Here is a 23,517-nt window from a genome sequence, read left to right on the forward strand (position 1 = left end):
CAATAGAGGTTTAAAAACTCGATGACAACGATCGGGATCTACACGGCGACGGAGAACGAACTCGGCTCGATCGGCCAGGCCGCCGAGCGCCTCGAGAACGTCGAACTGGTCGTTCGCTCGGAGAGCGACCTCGAGGAGGAAGCCGATATCGAGGAGTTCGTCGAGGAATTGCGCGACGCCGCGGCAGCACTGTTCTGGCTGCACGGCGCCGAAGACAGCATGCCGGGCTACGAGTACGCGACGGACGCGCTCGAGGACGCGGGCGTGCCGCTGATCGTCAAATCGACCGGCGACGCCTTCGCGTTCGAGGATACGACGGTGAGCCCGGATCACCGCGACACCGTCTACGACTACCTGGAGAAGGGCGGAACGATCAACGTCGAGAACTGCTGTCGCTTCCTCCTCGCGGAGTACGAGGGGCGAGACGGCGAGTACGACGACCCGACGACGCTGCCGACGGAGGGCGTCTACCACCCCGATTACCCGGGGATCGGCTACGAGGAACTGCTCGAGACCCACGAACCGGAGCAGCCGACGGTCGCGGTCTGGTTCTACGAATCCCACTGGACGCACGAGAACACCCGCTACGTCGACGCCCAGGTCCGGGCGCTCGAGGAGCAGGGCGCGAACGCCCTCCCGATCTTCTGCAACCCGGCGACCGATACGGAGGAACAGGAAGATGCCGAGTGGGTGACGGACGAGTGGCTCCTTGACGAAGCGGGGGACCCGGTCGTCGACGCCGTCCTCTCCTCGTTCATGTTCTCGCTCTCGATGGACGAACGTGGTCGGAGCGCCGACGACGAGGGCTCGAGCGCGGAGGACGTCTTCCTCGACCAACTCGGCGTCCCGGTCCTTCAGACGGTCACGACGATGCGCTCGCGTTCGCGCTACGAATCCAGCGACACTGGCGTGATGGGCTTCGAACTCGCCCTCTCGGTCGCCCTGCCGGAGTTCGACGGCAACGTCATCACGCACCCGATTTCGGGGAAAGAACGAACCGACGACGCGGCCGAAATCGGTTCCGCACCGAAACACCACTATCCCATCGAGGACCGCGTCGACCACGCGACCCGACTCGCGGTCAACTGGGCGAAACTGCGACACACGCCGAACGAGGAGAAGAACGTCGCCGTCGTCCTGCACAACTACCCGCCGAGCGACGACGGGATCGGCACCGCGTTCGGACTCGACAGTCCGGAATCGACGGTGAATCTGCTCGAGGAACTCGAGAGTCGAAATTACGACCTTGGCGGCGAGATGCCAGACAGCGGCCAAACACTCGTCGAGAAACTGACCGCACAACTCACGCTCGAGGACCGCTGGGTCGCGCCGGAGGACGTCCGCGACCTCTCGGTCGACGTCGTTCCGACCGACACGTACGCAGACTGGTTCGCGGAGGCCGACGAGCGCTTCCAGGAGAACATCGTCGAGGAATGGGGCGAGGTCCCTGACCGTCCGTTCGCCATCCCCGGCGTCGAGTTCGGCAACGTGCTCGTCACCGTCCAGCCGCCACGTGGCTTCGGAATGGACCCCTCGAAGGTCTATCACGACTCGGACCTGCAGCCGCCACACGACTACTACGCCTTCTACGGCTGGCTCAAGAATACGTTCGAGGCCGACGCGGTCGTCCACCTGGGCACCCACGGCAGCCTCGAGTGGCTCCCCGGCAAGACGGTCGGGCTGAACGGCGAGAGCGCGCCGGACCAACTGATCGACGACCTGCCGAACGTCTACCCCTACATCGTGAACAACCCCGGCGAGGGGACCCAGGCCAAGCGCCGATCCTACGCCGCGATCGTGGACTACCTGACGCCGGTCATGCGAAACGCGGGAACCTACGACGAGTTATCGGAACTCGAGGAACTCGCGAACCAGTACCGCGAAGCCGGGATGGAAGATGCCCGCGCAGACGACGGCGAGCACCTCGAGGACCTCATGCGCGAGAAGGTGAACGAGATGGATCTCGCGGTCGAACTCGGAATTTCGGGCACCATAGACGAGAAGGCCGACGTTCGCGGGCCCGACGAAGCGGGATCCACGCTGGCCGAGGGTGACGTGGACGGCGAGGACCTCGAGATCGACGACCTCGTCGAACGGATCCACGAGTACCTCACCGACGTCAAGACGACTCAGATCCGACTCGGACTGCACACCATGTCCGAGCCGCCGGAGGGTGAGCGCCTCGTCGAGTATCTGGTCGCGCTCACGCGCCTCGAGAACCCGGGCGCACCGAGCCTTCGCGAAAGCGTGGCCGGCGTGCTGGGAATCGACTACCAGACGATGCTCGACTCGCCGGGGACTTACGACGACGACCTCGGGATGACCTACGCGGAGGCCGCCGATCGTGTCTTCGAGACCAGCGTCGAGTTGCTCGAGACGCTGGCCGAGAACGACTTCGACGTCCCGGTCTCCGAACTCGAGGGTGGACCTGACGATGAAGTCAACATGAATCTGCTCGTCGTCGATCTCGAGACGATCGGGGACGCCCGGGCGAAATCCGGCGCGCACGACGACCTTCGAAAAGCGCTGGCGTACATCTGCGAGGAAGCCCAGCCCCGCGTGCAGGGAGCCGAGGACGAGATTCCGCGAACCGCGGACGCCCTCGAGGGCGAGTACGTGCCGCCGGGTGGCTCCGGCGCACCGACGCGCGGCGGCGTCGACTTGCTCCCGACGGCGCGGAACTTCTACACGCTCGACCCGCGCAAGGTGCCGGCGAAGGCCGCCTGGCAGGTCGGACGGGAGGTGGCCGAGGGCGTTCTCGAGCGCCACCACGACGAAAACGACGAGTACCCCGAAGAGATCGGCGTCGTCGCGTGGGGGACCCCGACTGTCCGCACCCGCGGCGAGACGATCGCGCAAGTGCTCGCGATGATGGGCGTCGAACCGCAGTGGACGGACGCCGGCCGAATCGACGACGTGGAGCCGATCCCGCTCGAGGAACTCGATCGACCGCGAATCGACGTGACGACGCGCGTCTCGGGGCTCTTCCGAGACGCCTTCCCCGCAGCGGCGGGCGTCATCCACGACGCCGTGGACGCCGTGGTCGACCTCGAGGAGCCCCACGAGATGAATTACGTCAAGAAACACGTCGAGGAGGAGGCCGAGCAACTGCAGGAAGAAGAAGGCCTCGACGAATCTGACGCCAGAAAGGCGGCCCTCCATCGGGTCTTCACGACCAAACCCGGCGGCTACGGTGCCGGGACGAACAAGGCCGTCGACGAGGGCAACTGGGACGACCGCTCGGACCTCGCGAGCGTCTACGTCCAGTGGGGCGGTTACGCCATGGGCTCGAGAGGGAAGGTCAGCGACGCCCACGCGTCCTTCGAGCGCCGACTCTCGAGCGTCGACGCCACCGTCAAACTCGAGGACACGATGGAGCAAGACGAGTTCGACTCCTCGGACTGGTACGCCTTCCACGGCGGCTTCATCTCGGCCGTAAGCGAAATTTCGGGCGAGGAGCCGGCCTCGTACGTCGGCGACTCCTCCGACCCTGACAACGTGGACGTCTACACGAACGAGGAGAAGGTGCGCAAGGCCATGCGCGCTCGCGTGCTCAACCCCGATTGGCTCGAGTCGATGGAAGAACACGGCTACAAGGGTGCGGGAGACCTCTCGACGACGGTCGACGTGACCCTCGGCTGGGACGCCACGACGGGCGTCGTCAGCGACACGCTCTGGGCGGAAGTCGCCGAGAAGTTCGCCTTCGACGAGGATCGCCAGGAGTGGATGCGCGACGTGAATCCGTGGGCGCTCGAGTCCATCACGGACACCCTTCTCGAGGCCGTCGAACGCGACCTCTGGGACGCCGACGAGGAGACCGTCGACCGACTTCGGGATCTCAACCTGAGCGTCGAGGGCGATCTCGAGGCCAGAACGACAAACGAGGTCGTCGGCGCGGAGGTGACGAACGATGACTGAGGGTGAGCGACTCAAAACCGACGGCGGCCAGGAGTACGAGCGGGAGTACGCCGACCTCGGAGCCACGACCCAGAACGCGATGGATATCGCTGAGACGAGCATGGACATCGTCCGGCAGTTCGTTCCCGACGAGACGCTGGGCGACCGCATCCGCCAGAAGTCGGTCCACTCGATGGGCGACATCGAGTTCCAGCACCTGATCGAATTTACGGGGAGTGACGACCTCGGCGACGACGAAGACGCGCCAGTTCGTGCCGGCGCGAGGGCCGTCCTCGAGGAGTCGACCATCGTCACCGACATCACGATGTCCAAAGCCGGCATTACAGGGAGAGGCCACGACTGCGAGAAGCGCAAGGCAATCGGCAACGGCGCCGAACTGGCGAAAGAGACGGGGATGACCCGAACGGCCGCATCAGTGCTCGAACTCGACAAGCAGGGCGTCTACGACGGCTCGATTGCCGTGGTTGGCAACGCGCCGACGGCCGCGTTCGCGCTCGCGGACTGTATCGAAAACGGCACCAGGCCCGCCGCCGTCGTCGCCACCCCCGTCGGCTTCGTCAAGGCCGAGGAGAGCCGACAGCGCATCCGCGAGATCAGCGAGGAGTTCGACGTACCGGCGATCACGAACGTCGGCCGTCGCGGCGGCAGCGGACTGGCGGCCGCGCTGACGAACGAACTGATTCACGTCGCGAAAGACGTGCGGACTGACGAACTCGAGTTGGAACTAACGGCCGACGAGCGGGGCGATCAAAACGGCGGACACGAGGACGGCGAGGACGCATGAGCGGCGAGTACGACCTCGAGTCGGGGCCGGACCCGGCGACGTTCGCGGCCGGGACGGCGGAGCCGGATATCGACGAGGGGAGCGACGACCCGGTCTACGCCGTGGGCGTCGGCCCCGGGAATCAGGAGTTCCTCACGCCTCGAGGGCGGCGCGCGATTCGCGAGGCGGACGTCGTCGTCGGCTTTACGACCGTCGTCGAGTTCGTCGAGGACCTGACCGACGCCGACTTGCTGACCTGTGGCTACAAGGACGAAGCGGAGGCCCTCGAGACGTTCGGCGAGCGCGTCGCAGCGGGCGAGTCGGGCACCGCCGTCGCGATGGGCGACCCGAACCACTCGGGCTACCAGTTCGTCGGGAAGGTACAGGACGCGGTCGAGCGAGAGGACCTGGATACTCCGGTTCGCGTCGTTCCCGGCATCTCCTCGATCCAGTTGGCCGCCAGTCGTGCTCGAACGCCGATGGAAGACACCGAGTTCGTGACCTTACACAAGAGCGGCGACCTCGAGGCCGATATGGACCGGTTAGCCGGCGCTGTCGTGACGGACGGCCGGCATCTGCTCGCGTTGCCCCGACCCTACGATCGAATGCCCGGCGACCTCGCCCGGTTCCTGCTCGAGGAAGGGGCCGACCCGGAACTCGAGGCGCTGGTGCTCGAGAAGTTGACCCACGAGGACGAGACGATTCACCGGTTTACCCTGGCGGAGCTGTCGGCACACGCGGGCGGGGACGGCCCCGAGGAGACGCCGTTTTCGGATCTGGTCGTACTCGCCGTTCGCCAGCCGGTGTAGTCGATAGTCGGTTGTCTTTCGCCGATCGTCGTTCGTCGTTCGTCGGTCGGCAGGGTCGGGAGAAAACGCATCTGACGACGGTATGTTCGGGTTTCGTCTATTCTATTCCGAGATGGGTTCGACGCGGAAGACGTAGTCGTCGTACGCACCGTCGAGGTTCGCCGGACTCTCCTCGTCGGTGTGACCTCGGCAGAGTTCGGCTCGGGCCTCGACGGCACCGTGGCCGGTCTCTTCCTGGTAGCGCTCGAGGACGACGAAATTCGCCGGTTCGTCGCACCCGCGTCGGTGACACTGGCGAGGCGAGTCCGAAGCGCCGCCGTCCGGGCGAAGGGCAGCCGTTGCGTGCCGTTCGGCGGTCATCCCAGGTGTCTCGGCTCGGTCGTCGGTCTCACCCGTCATATCGGAGTAGACGGGAAGGGGCGGGATAACGCTGTGGCCGGATCTCGAGCGGTCGTCCGACGCCGCGGATCTGCGGCCGTCGTCTGAGCGGACACCGAATCGAAATTGCGATCGTCGCTACTCGTCTTGGCTGTGTTCGTGAAGGACCGTCGAGACGGTGGTGAGGACCTCTTCGATGGCGACGTCGTGCGTCTTTCGAAGGTCCCCGTCTTGGGCCTCACTGAGGTGTCGAATCGCCTCTCGAAGGTGGTGCTCGGTTTCCTGATCAGCGTGTTCAGTCATAGGGACCAGCGAGGACGACGTAACGGACTCGAGTGGTTAAGTTCGTTGGTGGGGGAGATCAGCGGGGTCGATGGCCAGGGAGATCAGCGGGGTCGATGGCCAGGGAGATCAGCGGGGTCGATGGCCAGGGAGATCAGCGAGGGTAATGGCCGCGTGGTTAGTCGAGGGCGTCGCGAACAGCCGCCGTCCGCTCCGAAAACGTTGCGTCGTCGAGCACCGGCGTTGCCGACTCGAGGGACACGTCGACAGCCTCCACGAGGGAGATCCAGGCCCGACAGCCACGATAACTGCCTTGTTCCTCGATGAGGCGAGGGGACTCGAGTTCGCTCACTCGAAGTACCAGTACGCGGAGGTCGTCGTCTGGGTCGTACTTGTCTCGCAGGCCTTCAGGAGTGTAGACGTAGTGTCTGGCGAGAGCCTCGAGGTCGTCACTCGAGACGGCGTGCTCCTCGCAAACCTCGGCGACGGCTCGAATTGGGACTCCCGCGTCTGGCTTTGTACTCGCACGATGGTAGTAACCTTCGTACCGAGACTGGTACCGAGCCGGCTCCTGATGGCTGTAGGAGGGGTACAACACGAACGGCTCGTCGATCGTTCCCGGATCGAGCGTCGGGTGGCGAACGAGTACCGTCTGAGTGCCCTCGAGCAGCGCGTTCACGACGCCGGCGCGCTCTTTCAGTGCGGGTCTCGCGTCGGTCGTCGCGGTCCGTGTGTCGGTATCGTTCATAGCTGATATCCGGGTGCAGGCGGCCGACCCCCAACTCGATTTCGGTCCCGCCCCGCAGTCGAGACGACGCTGCCAGCACCGACGGATTCAAGTTCAGTTGTCCGAACGAAACCAGTAATGAACGGATTCGTCCTCGGCGGTGTCAGCTCCGGTGTCGGGAAAACGGTCGCGACGCTCTCTATCGTCCAAGCACTCGAGGACGCGGGCTATTCGGTACAGCCGGCGAAAGCCGGGCCTGACTTCATCGATCCGAGCCACCACGAGGCAATTGCAGGTCGGCCCTCACGAACGCTCGACTTGTGGCTCTGCGGGGAGGACGGTCTCGAGCGGAACTACCAGCGCGGCGAGGGAGACATTTGTGTCGTCGAGGGCGTGATGGGACTCTACGACGGCGACGGCTCGAGCACGGCGATGGTCGCCGAGGCGCTCGACGTTCCCGTCGTGCTCGTCGTCGACGCGAAGGCGGGCATGGAAAGCGTGGCTGCGACGGCGCTGGGGTTCCAACAGTACGCCGACGCCGCCGGTCGAGACATCGAGGTGGCCGGTATCGTCGCCCAGCGCGCGCACGGCGGTCGCCACGAGCAGGGGATTCGCGACGCGCTTCCGGACGATCTCGAGTTCTTCGGGCGGATCCCGCCGAACCCCGACCTCGAGATTCCGGATCGGCACCTGGGCCTCGAGATGGGCGAGGAAGCCGCGCTGCCGCGAGAGGCGCTCCGGGAGGCCGCGGGGACGCTCGAGGCGGAACGACTGGCCGCGATGGCGAGCGAACCGGCCCCACCCGAGACGCCCTCGGAATCGAGACCGTCGGTCGACGCGCGCGTCGCCGTCGCCGACGACGCGGCCTTTTGCTTTCGGTATCCCGCGACGCTCGAGCGATTCCGCGAGCGAGCGGAACTCGTGACGTTCTCGCCGGTTGCGGGTGATCCGGTGCCCGAGTGTGACGGCGTTTACCTGCCCGGCGGGTATCCCGAACTCCACGCGGAGGCGCTCGAGTCGGCGGGGACGCTCTCGGAACTCGGCAGGCGGGCGAGCGAAGGACTCCCCGTTCTCGGCGAGTGTGGCGGGCTGATGGCGATGAGCCAGTCGCTGACGACTGTCGAGGGCGAGAGCCACGAGATGGCGGGCATCCTCCCCGCGGACGTCACCATGCACGAGCGCTATCAGGCGCTGGATCACGTCGAACTCGAGGCGAGTACGGGAACGCTGACTGCACCAGCAGGCGAGACGATCCGCGGTCACGAGTTCCACTACTCGAGTGCGTCGGTCGACGCCGACGCCCGCTTCGCGTTCGAGACGGTTCGCGGCGACGGTATCGACGGCGAACACGACGGGCTACTGGAGTACGATTCGCTGGGAACCTACGTCCACGTCCACGCCGAGAGCGGCGCGTTCGATCGGTTTCTCGAGGCACTCGACGCGTAATCGACCGGCGGAACAACTCGTTTGAACCGACCAAGTGTTTCTTCCGTAACAGTAATGAGGAACTGTCTGGTGGTAGAAGTATGCCAATTGAGTACAGTAACCGTGAGAAGTCCTACGAGCTCTACCGAAAGGGCAAGCAGGAGGGAACCTGGGACCCGGATCACTACGACCTCGAGGACGACAAGGAAGACTGGGAACAGTTCAGTGAAGCCGAACAGAACCGGTTTCTGGCGACCTGTGCCGGCTTTTACGACGGCGAAGAGGACGTTACGCGAACGCTCGCGCCGTACATGATGGCCCTCGACGCGCTCGACAACGACGAGATGCCCTTCGACACCGTCCAGGAGGAGATGTATCTGGCCCAGCAGGTTTACGAGGAGGCCAAACACACGGACCTGTTCAGTCGGTACTTCGAGGAGGTCTTCGGGACGCAGAATACCGATCCCTACCGCGAAGGGGGCTACCAAGAACACGGATACAGCACTGACAACCTGTACGACACCGCTGACGAACTGCTGGCGGCGATCAACAGCGGCGACCAGCAGGAACTGGTCTACTCGCTCGGCGAAGCCTACCTGAACTACATGGGCATCGTCGAGGCGCAACTCGCTCGCAGCGGTTACCTCTCGTTCGACCAGATGATCGATTTGAAGGCCAAAGAGATGGGCCGGGATATCGTCCTCGAGTCGTTCCAGGAGTCGATCGGAAAGGTCCGACAGGACGAGACGCGACACATCGAGAACGGGCGCTGGGTAATGAAACAACTCGCCATCGCCGAACCCGATATCGTCCAGGACGTCTACGAACCCCGAATCGAGGAGTACGTCGAGAACCGCCTGCTCGCGGACGTGCCGATGGAGATGCCCTTCGAGGGCTACGATCAGGCCAAAATCGGCAAGCAGACGACACAGTACCTGCAGGATACGATCGACTACATCGGTCGCGAGCGCTTCGAGGAGTACAGCGACGTCAGGCAGGTCGTGCAGACGGCACGCGCCGCGGACTGATCGACCCGTCTCGTTTCTCCCCAGCAATACTACCTACTTCGAGCGACAGCGGCACATGGTTAACTAGCTACTCCGATTGTGCTACTGCAACCACACTTTGACAATGTAGCTTGTTCTACCACAAACAAAATTGTTTTAGGAGAGGCCTCTGTTCACTCAGGTGATGCCACCCATCGCGCTCCCACACGACGCGAAGGCCGGACCCACCAAACCAGAGGTCCGCGCCGTCGTCCACTCGAAGCTCGCACTCGAGGACGACGACCACTTTGCGGAGGTCGGCTCCTGTACGGGAGCCATCACGATCGACGCCGCACGCAGAGCCGGAGACGTGACGGCCCTCGAGCGAAAGGCCGAGCGACTCGAGACGACGGAAAAGAACCTCGCGGCGAACGAGGAGTCGCTCCGAGCGGACGTCGAACTCCGAAACGCAGAAGCTCCGGAGGGATTGCCGGACGACGCTGACGCCCTCTTTCTGGGCGGCAGCCGGAACTTCGAGGCCGTTCTCGATCACGCCGTCGACACCGAGGTCGACCGAATCGTGATGAACGTCTCGCGACTCGAGGTCGCGGGGAAGGCGACGGAAGCCTTCCGCGAACGCGACATTCTCGAGGAAGTCGTCCAGTTTCAGGTGAGTCACGGCTACGAACTCGCCGGCGCGACGAGTTTCGACTCGGAGAATCCGGTGTACATGCTGGTCGGAAGCGCAACGGCGGATTCGGACGGCGAGACGGAAGCCGAGTACCAGGGTGAGAACCAGTGACACTCTACGGCGTTGGACTCGGCCCCGGTGAGGCCGACCTCGTAACCGTTCGCGGGAAGCAGGTGCTCGAGGAGGCCGACGTGGTCTACTCGCCGGGTCGCCTCTCGCGAAGCGTCGCCTTAGCGCACGTCGACGAGTCGAAAATCGGGGATCTGGATTTCCCGATGACGAAAGACGAGGAGAAGCTTCGCGCGGCGTGGAAGGAGGCCGCGGCGGAGATCGCGCCAAACGCACGCGAGGGCAACGTCGCCTTCGTCACGCTGGGTGATCCGAACGTCTACTCGACCTTCGGGCACCTGCGCCGGACGATCGACGCCTTCCATCCCGACGTCGAGTTGGAGATCGTCCCCGGCGTCAGTGCGGTGACGGCCTTCGCGACCGCGATGGGCGTCGAGATCGAAGCCGGCGCGGGACTCTCGCTTCGCGAGGCCGCGAACGGCCACAGCCCGACGGGCCCGGATCGAATGATCTGCTTCAAGGTCACCGACGCGCCGGCGACCCACGAGGGGCTCCTCGAGGCGGGTTACGACGTGACCTACGGCCGTCGGCTGTTCATGGAGCAAGGAGAGACGCTGGTGACGGACGATCCCGAGGATATCGACGAACGCGATTACTACACGTTGGCGTACGCGGTGAAGGAGGATCTCGAGGTCGAGCAGGCGACGGCTGCCTTCGAGGCGGAGGCCGAAAGCAGCGAGCGTGGCGCGAGCGAGGACGAATCGACCGCGAGCGAGGAGCCGTTGGCAGACGGCGGAGCAGTAGTGACGGAAGAAATCGCCGAGGGTTGCACCCACGGCGACTGTGGAGGCCACTGAGAATGACGGAGACAACTACGAACGACGACGCTGCGAGACCGGTTGCAACGGATGGTGGCGACGACCCCCAGCAGGCGATCGACGCGCAGGGCGAACGTCGCCGCGAGGAACTGGACGACCGAATTTTCGAACACAACGCCGGCGACGAACAGGAGGGAATTCCCTTCGTCGGCGCTGGCCCCGGCAACCCGCGGCTGCTGACGGTGGCCGGGAAGGAACTGCTCGAGAGGGCAGACCTCGTCGTTCACGCGGGGTCGCTGGTCAACAGCGAACTGCTCGAGGAGTACTGCGCCCACGCCGAACTCGTGAACTCCGTGGGGAAGGACCTCGAGGAACTGATCCCGTTGATGCGAGATTCCTACGAAGAGGGCGAAAACGTCGTCCGTCTGCACAGCGGCGATCCCGCGATCTACGGGGCCGCCCTCGAGCAGATGGACGCCTTAGAACACGAGGACGTCCCGACCTACTTCGTTCCCGGCGTAACGTCTGCGTTTGCAGCCAGCGCGACGCTGCGGACCCAACTGACGCTGAACGAGGTGTCGAACCACGTTGCGTTCACCCGGCCACAGGGCAAGACCCTGACCGAGGAGGAAGACCACATCTCCGAGTTCGTCGGAATGGGCGACGTGACGAGTTGCATCTACCTCGGGACCCACGCCGTTCGGGATACGATGGATCGCCTGCTCGAGGACGGCCACGACCCCGAGACCCCGGTCGGCGTGATCTACCACGCCTCCTGGCCCGACGAGGACGTGATTATCGGAACGGTCGGGACTATTGCGGATAAAGTGGAGGAAGCAGGCTACCGGGCCTCCGCGATGGTGGTTATCGGCGACGCCGTGACGGGTGCCGGTTACGAGCGATCCTTCCTCTACGGCGACTGGGCGAATCGGGGCTCTTCGGGAAGTTCGGGAGAGACGGAGGCGAGCGATGACTGAAATGAGTTGGAACAACGAGCGCGGATACCTCGAAAGCCCCTGCCTCGCTCGACCGGTTGCGACTCGCTGCGGTCCTCACTCCGTTGCGGTCCTTACGTCGTCTCACCGGGTCGACCGAGCCAGCCCCTTTCAGTCCCACCCCCGCGGTGGTCCGGACGGGTCTGTAGCGCGTGGAACGGACGGGTTTGCGACGATGGAGGTTTCATCATGAGTTCAGGAACGAAGAATACGGACGAGACGGGCGACTCGAGTTCGAGTACAGATTCGGGCGGCCACTGTTCGACGGCCGATTCGGACGGCGAAGTCGCCGAAGAGATCGCGATCATCTCCTTCGGTCGAAAGATGGAGACCGCCGAGGAGATCCAGGCCGAACTCGAGGATCGATACGAGCAAATCGACATCATCGAGTACCACGGCACGGTCTTCGAGGAACACTGGGGCGAGTACGACTGCTTCATCGGGCTGATGGCCTCGGGGATCGCGATGCGAAAGACGGCCCACCTGCTCGACGACAAGTGGGAGGACCCCGCGATCTGCGTCGTCGACGAGGAACTCACGTGGGCGATTCCGATCACGGGCGGCCACCACGGCGCGAATCAGGTCGCACAGGATCTGGCGACGATGGGCGCCGTTCCGGCGATGACCACCGCGAGCGAGGCCGCGGGCAAGCAGGGCGTCGAGTCCCGCGCGAAGGCGATGGACACCCACGTCGTCAACGGCGACTCGACAGTGAAGACGAACCTCGCCGTACTGGACGATAATCTGGGTCCCGTCGAGCGACTCGAGGGCCCGAAGGCCGTCCTCGTCGGCGACGACGTGACTGTCCTCAAGCGAAATAAAGCAGACGGGATCGTCATCGGCACCGGCAGCGTCTCCGGCGCGAGCAAAGAGTCCTTTATCGCCGCGTGGAAGGAGGCCCTCGAGCAAACAGAGTACGACCTCTCGGACGTTGAATTCGTCGGCACCGCGACCCGAAAGGAGGACGAGGAGGGTCTCCTCGAGGCCGCCCAGGAACTCGACCTCGGCGTCGTCGCCTTCGACAAGGAAACGCTGCTCGAGCACGAGGGGCCGACGCCCTCGAAATCGAAGGAGCTGATCGGCTGGCCCGGCGTCTCCGAGGCCTCGGCGATCGCCGGCGGTGCCGAGCAGGAACTCGTACTCGAGAAGATCGGTTACGAAAACGAGGTTACGGTGGCGATCGGTCGATGAGCGTCGACGATTCAGCTGCCGATACCAGTGACGGCACCCCCGACGACCACGGCACCCTCTACGTCGTCGGCATCGGTCCGGGCCTGCCGGATCACATGACCGCGAAGGCAAAGCGCGTCATCGAATCCTCGGAGGTCGTCATCGCCTCGAGTCTCTACCAGGAGTTCCTGCGCGATGACGGGACCCTTCCGCCTGAGGACGCCGTCGACGACGAAGGATTCGCGACTCGAGATGACGGCTTCGAACAGGAGATCGTCCGCTCGACGATGGGCCGACAGATCGAACTCGCCCGCGCGGCGTTCGATTACGTCCGCGAGGGGAAAGACGTCGCTCACGTCTCGGGTGGCGATCCCTCGGTCTACGGCAAGTCCGACCTCATCTTCAAGATGGCCGAGGAGGAGGACGCTACCGACGTGCCGATCGAAATCGTCCCCGGAATCACGGCCGCACTGGGCGGGTCGGCAAACGTCGGCGCGCCGCTTTGCAACGACTTCTGTACGATCTCGCTGTCGGACAAGTGGCGCGGCTGGGACGAGATCGAGGAAAAGCTTCGCGCAGCCGCAATCAGCGACTTCGTGATCGTCCTCTACAACTGCTGGCGAAACTACGAGAAGGCGGTCGATATCGTTCGCGAAGAGCGAACCGACGACGCCCTCGTGGCTATCGTCAACGACGCCGGCCGCGCGGACGCCGGCCGAAACGGCGAGAGCGAGTTCGTCACCACCCTCGGCGAGGCCGCCGACCACGACGACAAGGTCTCCGGGATGGGCACCTCGTTGATCATCGGCAACCACGAGACCGAAACCTGGCGCAACGACGACCGAACGTACCTCGTCACCCCGCGCGGCGGGCGTGACGTCGACGATTTCTAACGAGACACAGAATCCAACCATGAGCACTGACACAAACGCAGACGCCGACGAATCGACCTCTAAATGCGGTGCCTCGAGTACCACTGAAACCGAGACCGAAACCAGGACTGAATCCGAGGCCTCGAGCACCTCGAAGTGCGGTGCCTCCTCGAGCAACACGAGCGACGACTCGGGCTCCAAATGCGGGGCCTCGAGCGCCTCGTCTTCGGACTCGTCGGGATCGAAGTGTGGCGCCTCGAGTTCGGACGACGACTCGAGCAGCAACGAACAGGAGGTCGGCGCGAAAGTCGACGATTTCGACGCCGATCCCGGCCAGCTAACCGCCGTCGGACTCGGCCCCGGCCACGCGGAGGGGATGACCGAGCGAGCCAAGACGGCGCTGCTCGAGGCCGACCACATCGTCGGCTACACGACCTACATCGAACTCATTCCGGACGAGATCACCGAGCAGGCCGACGACATCTACGACACGCCGATGTGTGGAGAGGTCTCCCGAACCGAGGAGTCCATCGACCGCACGCTCGCGGGCAACGACGTCGCCATCGTCGGCAGCGGCGACCCCAACGTCTACGCGCTGGCGGGGCTGGCGCTCGAGATCCTCGAGTCCAAGGGCGCGACGGCCTCGATGGTCGACTTCGACGTGATCCCGGGCGTGCCGGCGGCCCAATCCTGTGCGGCCCGCCTGGGCGCGCCGCTGGTGAACGACACCGTCTCGGTCTCCTTGTCGGATCACCTCGTGCCCATGCCCGAGATCGAGTCGCGGCTGCACTCCGTGGCCAGCGAGAGCTTCACGATCACGATCTACAATCCGTGGAGTCGCAAGCGCCGCGACAACTTCCAGAAGTGCTGTGAGATCCTGCTCACGCACCGCGAGCCGGACACGCCGGTCGGCATCGTCCACGGCGCGGGCCGCGAGGACGAGCAGGTGATGATCACCGAACTCGCCGAACTCGAGGAGTTGGGCGAGAGCGAGATTATCGACATGACGACGACCATCGTCGTCGGCACCGAGGACACCTACGTCTGGGACGACCGGATGGTGACGCCGCGGGGCTACGAGACGAAGTACGACTACTGAGCGACCGATTCGACCAGCGACACGAACCCAACAACCAATGTCACGATACGAAGTTACCATCGAGAAAGACGCCTGCGACGGCATCTTCGCCTGCCTGACGCGCGACCCGCGATTTGTCGAGGGCGAGGACGGCCTCGCAACGATCGACCCGAGCGCGGATCCCGTCTACGACTGCGAGGGCGAGGTTACCGACACCGCCGAGCGCGTCGTCGCGACGTTCGACGACGACCGCATCGACGAAGCGAAGCAGGCCGCCGCAGCCTGTCCGACGGACGCGATCATCGTCGAAGAGGTGGGCAAATGAGCGAGACACAGCCCACAGGCGACGAGGACGCGCTCGAGATCGAGGTTCCAGCCGATCCGCTCGCGGGCCACCCCGCGTCGGCGTACCTCTGGGGCCATGTCGCCGGAAGCGGCGACGTTGCTACCGATCAGATCGAGGTCGTGACTAACGACGAGTCGTCCGCACAGGTCCTCGCCGCGATTGCGGGCGGCAACCTCGAGCACGAGACGACCAGTCGAGACTACGCGCACGATACGTCGATCACCCGAACGGAGGACGAGTACACGCTCTCGATCGGCGGGGGTGAGGGCGATAGCGACTCGACCCTGCTGGGACGCAACGGCGCACTGGGCCTCCCCGTCGACGGCCGCGGACACTACCGTTTCGGCGCGTTCTCGAGTCACGACCGAGAGCTCCTCCGCGGACTGCTCGAGGGCTGTGGCACGATCTGCTTCAAGTCCTCGAGCGGAACGGTCGGCATCTCGTTCGTCCACGAGGATCGAGAGTTGCTCGAGTTAGTTCGGGAGTTGATCGACGACTGTCCCGTGGACGCGCCCTACGGCGACCTCGGAGAGACTTCCTCGGGCGGCTACTGGTTCGGCGTCGACGACGAGGCCGCCCCCGCCTTCGGGACGTGGCTCTACGAGAACTGCGGGGAGACCGGCCTGTTCGCACCGAGTCGACGACGCAAACTCGAGGCCAGCCTCGAGCAGGCCGAATCGTACGACGACTAGCGGTTTCGATACACTACCACGATGAGCACACCCGACGAGTCACGATCCGCGATGTCGACGGCCGCTTTCGACGACGAGGCCGTCCTCCTGATCGGTCACGGCTCGCGTCGAGAGAAATCGAACGATCAGGTCCGCGAACTCGCAGCGGGCCTCGAGTCCCGTCTCGGAATCCCGGTCGACGTCGCTTTCCTCGAGCTCGCGGAGCCGTCGATCGACGAGGCCGTATCCGGGCTCGCGCCGGTCGCCTCGCAGGTGACGGCCGTCCACTGCTCGCTGTTCGCCGCGAGTCACGTCAAGAACGACGTGCCACTGGCCATCGAGCAGGCCCGCGGACGCTACGACCTCGAGATCGACACCGGCGCGCACCTGGGCATTCATCCAGCGATTTTGGACCTGCTGGACGATCGGGCCGGCGCGGTCGAAGCCGAATTGGGCGTCGACCGCACCGAAGACGACGTCGCCGTCGTGCTCTGCGGTCGGGGCTCGAGCGATCCGGACGCCAACGGCGACGTGCACAAACTCGCCCGACTGCTCTACGAGGGCCGCGAGTTCGACCGCGTCGAGGCGTCGTTTATCGGCGTCACGGAGCCGACGCTCGAGGAGAGCCTTCACGGGCTCTCCAAGCATCGACCCGACGCGGTCGTCGTCCTGCCGTACATGCTCGGCGACGGCGTGCTCACCCAGCGCGTTCGCGACTGGACGGGCGAGTTCGACGACGAGTACCCCTACGTCGACGCGCTGGCCGGGGACCCGTTGGGAACCGACTCCCGGCTGCTCGACGTCTTCGCCGATCGCTGGCAAGAAGCGCGCAGCGACAGCGTGGAGATGTCCTGTGACACCTGTAAGTACAAGGTCGACCTCGAGGGCTACGAGGAAGACGTCGGCGGCGCTCGCGCCATGTTGCGCGCGCTGGCTCATCAGGACGCCCACGCGGACCGGGAGAACGTCGACGATGAGCCACACACCCACGACGCACCCGCAAAACACGTCACGGTCTGTACGAACCGGACCTGTGCCGATATGGGCTCGCCCGCCGTCCTCGAGCGCTTGCGACAGGAAGCCAGAGACTCCGAGCACTGCGACGCGCGAATTACGCGCTCGTCCTGTCTGGGACGCTGTGGCGACGGGCCGATGGTCGCCGTCTACCCGGACGGCGTCTGGTACGGCGACGTCGAGAGCGAGGACGCAGAACGGATCGTCGGCGACCACCTCGATCGCGATCGAATCGTGAGCGACCTGGTCGATCAGACGCTCTGAGAGACGAACGGTAGGCTACCAAACGAACAGTACGCTGACTACGACGACGAACTTCGACACCTAAACCCACGACAATCATACCCATGAGCTGCCACGAAATCGAAGCACTACGACTCGGACTGATGAACGTCCTCGGCGTCGGGGACCAACACGCCCGCGACCACGCGGAGAAAGAACTCGAGGGCCACCTCGAGGGACCGATCGAGGCCCTCGTCGAGGCCGAGAACCTCGCGGCGATCGAACGCCACCTCGACGCGGCGCTGGTCGACCTCGAGGAGGAGGTCGCTGCGATGGATCGCGACGATGTCGAATACGACTACACGCGGGGCCGATTGCTCGAGGTTCGAAACGCCGAGCGAGCGATCAAGCGCCTTCGGGTGCAAAGTGAGAGCATCGTCGACGGGCTCGGGGAGGCCCACGACACGCTGCACGAACTCTTCCCGACCGAGGAGTGAGAATGGCTGAAACCGCTGATACCGACCGAGACGGCCGAACGGACGGACGGGAGACCCTCGCGTTTCAGTCGGTCCCCCTCGGCGACATCGAGTCGGCTCGCAGTCGTCACATGTGGACCAGATCCGCGGTTCACGTGGCCGACGACGGCGAGTGCGTCGTTACCGGCGAGTGGGACGGAACCGTCACCGCTCGAGCAACCGGGTCCGAATCGTTCGAGACCCGCTGGTCGGTCACCCACCCGGAGCACGCGGTCGGGATCACGACGCTCGAGGACGGCGGAACTGCTGAGACGGTGGTCGTCGCCGGACGCGGCGACACGGGAACCATTGCGGCCTACGACGCGACGACGGGCGACCAACGTTGGCGCTACGACACCGTCGACGACCTCGGCGAAGCCGTCAAAGACACGATCTTCTACCTCCCCTACGTCGTCGCCCTCGAGGTCGCTCCCGACGGTGAGACGCTCTACGCCGCCGGGAGACGGTACGAACGCGACGGCGAGACGCGGCGGTGGCACAGCGTCGTCTACGCGTTCGCACCTGACGGCTCGGTTCGCTGGACGTACGAAACCGACGCCTCGCCTATCGCGCTGGATATAGACGCCAGCGGGGAACGACTCGCAGTGGGATACAACCGCTGTATGGGCGACCACGACACCGGACTCGTCGTCCTCGAGACGGGGTCGGGAGGGCTCGAGTGGACGTGGGACCCGGGCACGGACGGCGACCGCCGCGTCGGTGACGTCTCCTTCGACGGCGACTCGATCGCGGTCTCGAGTCACGGCGACAAACGCGGGTACCTGCTCGGCCCCGGCGGCGCGGAGCGCTGGCACGTCGACCTCGCAGTCGAAACCGAACGCGAGGGAGAGACCCTCTACGCGTACCCGAACCACGCCGTCGCGAGCGACGGGACGGTGTCGTTCGTAACCGGGAACACCTACGCCGTCGACGCTCGAGAGACCGAGCACCGGCATCCACACGAGCACCGTCTCGCAACGTTCGACGCCGACGGCGACCTCCTGTGGGCTGAGGGCGTTCAGGGATTCGTCCATGGCCTCGCGACGGACGGCGAAACGGTCGTGACGCCGTGTGCGCAGAACTTCCGCGTTCGCGACCCCGACACCCACGCCGTTCGGTGGTTCGACCGCACGTCTGGCTCCCGCGGCGTCGAACCGTTCGAGGGTATCGCTACGGCTTGTGCGTTGGCCGGGAACACGCTCGCAGCGATCGAAGAGTCCGTGGCGTACCACGACGAAGACCGAACCCGCGGCGAGTACGCACTCCACGTCGCAACGCTCGAGTAACGCACGTCGCTACTCTCGAGTAAGATCGGCACAGACCGACTCGTTTTCGCGGTTTCGACGCCGACAGTCAGGACGCCGTTGATGTCGTCTACCCCCGGTTATCGACCTGCTCGAGAGTCGCACACGCAAGGCCAATTACCACAGTGCCGACTGTTGTGCGTATTCTCGTATAATGACAACGGGTCCGGAAGATGATGACCCAGCGGAGTGTCTGGCTCCCGCGACGGATGCAGACGCCTCGAGTCATCGTCACGACGACGGCGGCGAAGAGCGTTCGGTCACCCGACTAGTGACCGACGGCGGACAGGCAGAGCTCTCGGAAGCGTCCGAGGGTGAAGAAGAACAATCCGAATCGGAGTCGGACGACGCGGACGCGGAAACAGACGACGGTGACGATGTGGAGGCGGACGAATCGGACGAGACCGAAGCGGCGGACGATGGATCGGACGAGACCGAAGGGGAACCCGACGACGAATCGGCCGACGATTCCGGAGACGGAAGTGACGAAACCGAATCCGACGATTCCGATGAATCCGCGGAAGACGCGGAAACGGAAGACGAATCCGACGAGGACGAAACGGAGGACGACGACGCACAACCCGACGACGCAGATGCGGACGACGGAGACGAGGAATCCGAAGACTACCACGTCGAAGACGCCGACGACGTGTACGAAGGAGACGAGGCGTCCGGCGTGCTTCACCTCGACCTCGACGGCCTCTTTCTCGATGTACTCGGCCTCGAGGTCAACCTGAATCCGGTCACGCTCGACGTGTCTGCTCGCCCGGGCGAGAACAACCTCCTCGGGAACCTGCTTTCGGCCGTCAGCGGGCTTCTGGACAGCACGATGTCGATCCCGAAGAAACTGAAATCGATGCTCGGGAAACCCGTGGAAATGCTCAAAGGGCTGCTCGAGAAGCCACGACAGGTACTCGAGAGCGTCGGCGGGAAGCTCAAAGGCCTTCTCAGCACGCTGGTGAGCAAACCCAAAGAATTGCTCTCCGCGCTCGCGAGCAAGCCGAAGGAACTGCTCAGTACGCTCGCGAGCAAGCCGAAAGCGATACTCAACAAACTCTTGGGCATCGGCGAGTCGGACGAAGAGGCTGGTGGGGACGAAGAAGATGGGGAAGCGGAGTCCGAGATGGACGACGAGGACGAAACCGAGGAGTCAGCGGACGAAGACGCCGAATCGGACAGCCGAATCAGGGCTGCCGGAAGCTGGCTCAGAGAGAAACTGGCCGGATTGATTCCGGGGTCGCCACTCGAGGACCTCATTTCGATCGTCCTCGAGCAGGCGATCGAACAGGTTCTCAAGCAGTTAGAACCGGACCAACGAGCGGACGAATCGGGAGACGAATCTGACGCGCCGTCGCAAGCGGAGGCCCAATAATGAGCGAACAATCCGAGTCACTGACCCAGCGAATCGACTACCAAAAAATCACCGAGAACATCGACGTTCACGAACTCGTCGAGGGGACCCAGTGGGAGGACGAAATCGACGACGACAAGCCACTCGGGGAGGCATTGGGCGGCCAACTCGGCGCGCTCATCGGTCGAAAGATCGGCGAATCGATCGGGGAGACGATTGGCGACATGATCGTCGACGAACTGCTCAGCCCGGACGAGGATGCGGACGAAGAGACCGATGCCGAAGACGACGAAGCGACGGACGAGGACGAAGAGAGCGAAGACGACGAAGAATCAGAGGGCGATGACGAGACGGCAGAAGACGGCGACGAGACGGCAGAAGATGCGGACGAAGAAGACGAGGAAGCCGAATCCGAGTCGGAAAGCGACGACGGATCAGCAACAGACGACGCCAATGAGGGTGAGGAAAGCGACGACGCGGGCGAGGAATCGGCCGACGACTCGAGTGAACAGGCGGACGGCGACGGCGAGGAAGCCGACAGCGAGGACGACTAACCATGCACGTAGGCCAGCGTCTCGAGGGCAGAATCCGGCGTTGTACTCGAGGTGACGGCGATGAGTGAGGGCGGATTGTCGGAACTGGTCGCACAGGAGGTAAGCGACCAACTCGAGGTGAGCGATTTGCTCGGTGAGGGATCGATCGAGGAGAGTATCGACGGCAGTGCTGTCGGTGCTGCGGTCGGGCGGGAAATCGGTGAACGCGCCGGTCGCGAACTGGGTGCGGGGATCGGACGCGGCATCCATCAGTCGCTCGCCGCCGGGTTCGAGGAGGGAAAAGACCGAACGGAGATGCAATCGGACCTCAAGACCGAGATCAAAGCCGCCCTCAGCGAGACTCTCTCGGAGAGCGCGTCGTCGGAGACGATCAAGTCGTTGACCGAACGCGTCGCAGACGACGAGGGACTCGAGGACCTCCTCGAGGGGGAGATCGGTGGCGACGAGGCGGACGAGTCCGAGTCCGACGACGAACTGTCAGACGATGCAGACGAGACGGCTGAGAGTGAGGAGGAGGAGGGTGACACAGCCGAAGACGATGAACAAACCGACGAGGAGGGGGCGGATACCGACGACGACGAAGCGGACCAGACCGAGGAGGGTGAGGAGTCCGAGGAGCCGACGGCGGAAGACGAAGAGATGTCCGTCGAAGACATCGAAGACCTCCGCCGGGATACCCTCGAGGACTTCCTCGGAGTGATGTCCTACAACGACCTCCAATCGGTCGCAAAAGACGTCGACGTGAAGGCGAACCTCAGCCGCGAGGAGATGACCGAAGAGATCATCGCTGCGGTAACCGACGAGGAGGAGAGCGCGGAGGACACAGAAACGGAAACCGACGATACGGAGGAAGCAGAGGCGAACGCGTCGTAACCCCGCTTTCGCTCGAGGTCCCCCGACCGACCGTCATCGGCGGGCGACCCGAACGGCGGACCGGCGACACGAACGAGGCCACACATGAGTGAACCAACTACCGAAGACGTACGCGAGATTCTCCACGACGCGGAGACAGCGAGCGCGTCGATGCTCGGCGACGATGGGAGCGAGTCGGACCAGCCCGACGTACTCGAGGCGGCCGAACAGGCGAGTGCGTTTCTCGAGTCCGCAGACCCATCGGAGATACTCGAGGCGGTCGGATTGGAGACGTTGCCGGACGGCAGCGAGCCGGATTCGATCCCGGAGGCGATCGCGCAGGGGGATCCGGAACGCGTCGACACGCTCCAGCAGCTATTCCACCTCGCGAATCTGGCCGAGGCCGATCACGAGGGACTCGAGACGGTAGCCGACGCGCTCAGGCACTCTCGGGAGGAACCACAGGAAGAAGAGATGAGTACCGACGATCAGGCGGACACAGACGAACCCGCCGACGATGACGAGGCGGACGAATCGGAGATCGGCGAGCAACTCCGAGACGCGTTTCAGTCGACGGTAACCGACGTAAGCGACGACCTCGAGGGCCTCACACAGCGACTCGAGGAAGCGACAGCCGGTGTCGTCGACGGTGAGGATGAGGAGGCGGACGAGGCGACCGACGAAGTGGAGGAGACGGACGAAGAAGGAGCCGAAAAAGAGGGTGCCGAAGGCGACGAAGACGACGACGGACTGCTCGATCCCGGACTCGGTTCCGACGACGGCGACTCGGGGGGCAAAGATCGAGAGCGGCTTTCGACCGTCGCACCGTCACCCTCCGAACGGGCGGACATGAACGTCTCGACCAACTATTCGACGATGCCGGATTCGAAGTGAGAACGACTCGCGTCGGAGCTACTCCTCGCGCCAGTCGTCGATGAAGAGTCGAGCGCCCATGACTGGGATAAACAGGAAGAACGCCAGAAGCATCATGCCGAGAAAGACGATGCTGATGAACTCGGGTGTGAGTTCGACCGGCGCGAGCAGCACCGCCAGTACCACCCCACCGACGAGCGAAACAACCGCGAGCGCGAGTAAATCCACACGATTGACCGGGACTTCCTCGGACATACGTGACCGTATGACTGACACCATATAGTAGCCGTCGAAAGCGCGAGCCAGCCGCGTTCATCCGGTCTCGAGCACAGGACTTTCTTCGAGGGGAACGAACACACACCATGGACGACGCAATTCTCCTCGCCACGGACGGCAGCGACGCGGCAACAAAAGCAACCGAGCGTGCAATCGACCTCGCAAACTCCCTCGAAGCGACACTGTTCGTCCTCACTGTCCTCGAGAGTCGGACCGAGTACGACAACGCAATCGTCGATCCGGAAAAAGCCGAACGGCACCGTCGTGAACGCGCAACTGAGATTCTCGAGGACGTGACGGTGGCGGCCGATGACGCCGGGATCGCCGTCGAAACGGCCGTTCGATCCGGGATCCCACACGAGGAGATCCGTCGCTACGCCGGCGAGAAAGGTATCGACGTGATCGTCATCGGCGCTCGCGGTCACTCGTCGTTTCACGGGTCGCTGCTGGGAAGTACCGTCGACAGATTGCTGCGGTCGACGTCGCGGTCGGTGCTGGTCGTGGGCGGAACGGAGCAACCGTGAGTGAAACGGCGTCGTCTCGAGCGGCGTGAGAATT

At 64.3% G+C, this 23,517-nt stretch carries 25 protein-coding genes; 21 read left to right on the top strand and 4 right to left on the bottom strand.

Features of this window, described 5'->3' with window-relative positions; all coding sequences use genetic code 11:
• Positions 1–21: 21 nt before the first annotated feature.
• Genes cobN through BB347_RS03400 form a run of 3 tightly spaced genes read left to right on the top strand, consistent with a single transcriptional unit; the run spans position 22 to position 5,490 of the window.
• Positions 22–3,918, top strand: a complete 3,897-nt coding sequence (gene cobN / locus BB347_RS03390; protein WP_076578391.1) for a cobaltochelatase subunit CobN — start codon at positions 22–24, stop codon at positions 3,916–3,918.
• Entirely contained in the window at positions 3,911–4,702 is a 792-nt protein-coding gene (locus tag BB347_RS03395; RefSeq protein ID WP_076578389.1) for a precorrin-8X methylmutase, read from the top strand. Before cobN ends, BB347_RS03395 begins: the two co-directional genes overlap by 8 nt.
• On the top strand, positions 4,699–5,490 hold the full coding sequence (locus tag BB347_RS03400) for a cobalt-precorrin-7 (C(5))-methyltransferase (RefSeq protein WP_076578388.1): 792 nt from the start codon (positions 4,699–4,701) through the stop codon (positions 5,488–5,490). Before BB347_RS03395 ends, BB347_RS03400 begins: the two co-directional genes overlap by 4 nt.
• A 102-nt stretch (positions 5,491–5,592) precedes the next feature.
• On the opposite strand, the gene BB347_RS03405 is transcribed toward BB347_RS03400, so the two are convergent.
• From BB347_RS03405 to BB347_RS03410, 3 genes are all read right to left on the bottom strand, one after another.
• A complete protein-coding gene (locus BB347_RS03405) occupies positions 5,593–5,889 on the bottom strand; it encodes a hypothetical protein (RefSeq protein WP_338141494.1) in 297 nt (98 codons plus the stop codon).
• Between the two features lie 117 nt (positions 5,890–6,006).
• Positions 6,007–6,171 (bottom strand): hypothetical protein, encoded by a 165-nt coding sequence (locus BB347_RS19195; protein WP_168170924.1) that lies wholly within the window; start codon positions 6,169–6,171, stop codon positions 6,007–6,009.
• A gap of 157 nt (positions 6,172–6,328) precedes the next feature.
• Positions 6,329–6,898, bottom strand: coding sequence for a DUF1802 family protein (locus BB347_RS03410; RefSeq protein ID WP_076578386.1), 570 nt, complete (start codon positions 6,896–6,898; stop codon positions 6,329–6,331).
• Positions 6,899–7,015: 117 nt separating this feature from the next.
• Between BB347_RS03410 and BB347_RS03415 the strand changes: the two genes are divergently transcribed.
• The 17 genes from BB347_RS03415 (at position 7,016) to BB347_RS03495 (ending at position 22,704) form a co-directional block, all read left to right on the top strand.
• Positions 7,016–8,323: a cobyrinic acid a,c-diamide synthase gene (locus tag BB347_RS03415; protein WP_076578385.1), complete on the top strand. Its 1,308-nt coding sequence runs from the start codon at positions 7,016–7,018 to the stop codon at positions 8,321–8,323.
• Between the two features lie 80 nt (positions 8,324–8,403).
• Positions 8,404–9,330, top strand: a complete 927-nt coding sequence (locus BB347_RS03420) for a ribonucleotide-diphosphate reductase subunit beta (RefSeq protein ID WP_076578383.1) — start codon at positions 8,404–8,406, stop codon at positions 9,328–9,330.
• Between the two features lie 163 nt (positions 9,331–9,493).
• On the top strand, positions 9,494–10,090 hold the full coding sequence (gene cbiT / locus BB347_RS03425; RefSeq protein WP_076578382.1) for a precorrin-6Y C5,15-methyltransferase (decarboxylating) subunit CbiT: 597 nt from the start codon (positions 9,494–9,496) through the stop codon (positions 10,088–10,090).
• Positions 10,087–10,905 (top strand): cobalt-factor II C(20)-methyltransferase, encoded by an 819-nt coding sequence (locus BB347_RS03430; protein WP_076578380.1) that lies wholly within the window; start codon positions 10,087–10,089, stop codon positions 10,903–10,905. The genes cbiT and BB347_RS03430 overlap by 4 nt, the downstream gene beginning before the upstream one ends.
• Positions 10,906–10,907: 2 nt before the next feature.
• On the top strand, positions 10,908–11,843 hold the full coding sequence (locus BB347_RS03435) for a cobalt-precorrin-4/precorrin-4 C(11)-methyltransferase (protein WP_076578378.1): 936 nt from the start codon (positions 10,908–10,910) through the stop codon (positions 11,841–11,843).
• Positions 11,844–12,050: 207 nt separating this feature from the next.
• Positions 12,051–13,052 (top strand): cobalt-precorrin 5A hydrolase, encoded by a 1,002-nt coding sequence (cbiG, locus tag BB347_RS03440; RefSeq protein WP_076578377.1) that lies wholly within the window; start codon positions 12,051–12,053, stop codon positions 13,050–13,052.
• Positions 13,049–13,924: a precorrin-3B C(17)-methyltransferase gene (locus BB347_RS03445; protein ID WP_076578375.1), complete on the top strand. Its 876-nt coding sequence runs from the start codon at positions 13,049–13,051 to the stop codon at positions 13,922–13,924. The genes cbiG and BB347_RS03445 overlap by 4 nt, the downstream gene beginning before the upstream one ends.
• A gap of 19 nt (positions 13,925–13,943) precedes the next feature.
• Positions 13,944–15,002 (top strand): precorrin-3B C(17)-methyltransferase, encoded by a 1,059-nt coding sequence (gene cobJ, locus BB347_RS03450; protein ID WP_076578374.1) that lies wholly within the window; start codon positions 13,944–13,946, stop codon positions 15,000–15,002.
• Positions 15,003–15,039: 37 nt separating this feature from the next.
• A complete protein-coding gene (locus tag BB347_RS03455) occupies positions 15,040–15,306 on the top strand; it encodes a ferredoxin (protein WP_076578372.1) in 267 nt (88 codons plus the stop codon).
• Positions 15,303–16,019, top strand: coding sequence for a cobalamin biosynthesis protein (locus tag BB347_RS03460; RefSeq protein WP_076578371.1), 717 nt, complete (start codon positions 15,303–15,305; stop codon positions 16,017–16,019). Before BB347_RS03455 ends, BB347_RS03460 begins: the two co-directional genes overlap by 4 nt.
• 21 nt (positions 16,020–16,040) lie before the next feature.
• Positions 16,041–17,276, top strand: a complete 1,236-nt coding sequence (locus BB347_RS03465) for a CbiX/SirB N-terminal domain-containing protein (protein ID WP_076578369.1) — start codon at positions 16,041–16,043, stop codon at positions 17,274–17,276.
• An 83-nt stretch (positions 17,277–17,359) separates the two neighbouring features.
• On the top strand, positions 17,360–17,731 hold the full coding sequence (locus tag BB347_RS03470; protein ID WP_076578367.1) for a DUF3209 family protein: 372 nt from the start codon (positions 17,360–17,362) through the stop codon (positions 17,729–17,731).
• A 2-nt stretch (positions 17,732–17,733) separates the two neighbouring features.
• Positions 17,734–19,035, top strand: coding sequence for an outer membrane protein assembly factor BamB family protein (locus BB347_RS03475; RefSeq protein ID WP_076578366.1), 1,302 nt, complete (start codon positions 17,734–17,736; stop codon positions 19,033–19,035).
• Between the two features lie 172 nt (positions 19,036–19,207).
• On the top strand, positions 19,208–20,425 hold the full coding sequence (locus BB347_RS03480) for a prolipoprotein diacylglyceryl transferase (RefSeq protein WP_076578364.1): 1,218 nt from the start codon (positions 19,208–19,210) through the stop codon (positions 20,423–20,425).
• Positions 20,425–20,958 (top strand): hypothetical protein, encoded by a 534-nt coding sequence (locus tag BB347_RS03485; protein WP_076578362.1) that lies wholly within the window; start codon positions 20,425–20,427, stop codon positions 20,956–20,958. The genes BB347_RS03480 and BB347_RS03485 overlap by 1 nt, the downstream gene beginning before the upstream one ends.
• Positions 20,959–21,018: 60 nt before the next feature.
• Positions 21,019–21,831 (top strand): hypothetical protein, encoded by an 813-nt coding sequence (locus BB347_RS03490; RefSeq protein ID WP_076578360.1) that lies wholly within the window; start codon positions 21,019–21,021, stop codon positions 21,829–21,831.
• Positions 21,832–21,915: 84 nt separating this feature from the next.
• Positions 21,916–22,704 carry a hypothetical protein gene (locus tag BB347_RS03495; RefSeq protein WP_076578358.1) on the top strand — a complete coding sequence of 263 codons (789 nt, stop codon included), beginning with the start codon at positions 21,916–21,918 and terminating at the stop codon, positions 22,702–22,704.
• Between the two features lie 18 nt (positions 22,705–22,722).
• On the opposite strand, the gene BB347_RS03500 is transcribed toward BB347_RS03495, so the two are convergent.
• Positions 22,723–22,938 (bottom strand): hypothetical protein, encoded by a 216-nt coding sequence (locus BB347_RS03500; RefSeq protein ID WP_076578356.1) that lies wholly within the window; start codon positions 22,936–22,938, stop codon positions 22,723–22,725.
• Between the two features lie 107 nt (positions 22,939–23,045).
• Between BB347_RS03500 and BB347_RS03505 the strand changes: the two genes are divergently transcribed.
• Entirely contained in the window at positions 23,046–23,483 is a 438-nt protein-coding gene (locus tag BB347_RS03505; RefSeq protein ID WP_076578354.1) for a universal stress protein, read from the top strand.
• Positions 23,484–23,517 lie beyond the last annotated feature (34 nt).

The sequence above is a fragment of the Natronorubrum daqingense genome (assembly GCF_001971705.1).
Lineage (GTDB): Archaea > Halobacteriota > Halobacteria > Halobacteriales > Natrialbaceae > Natronorubrum > Natronorubrum daqingense.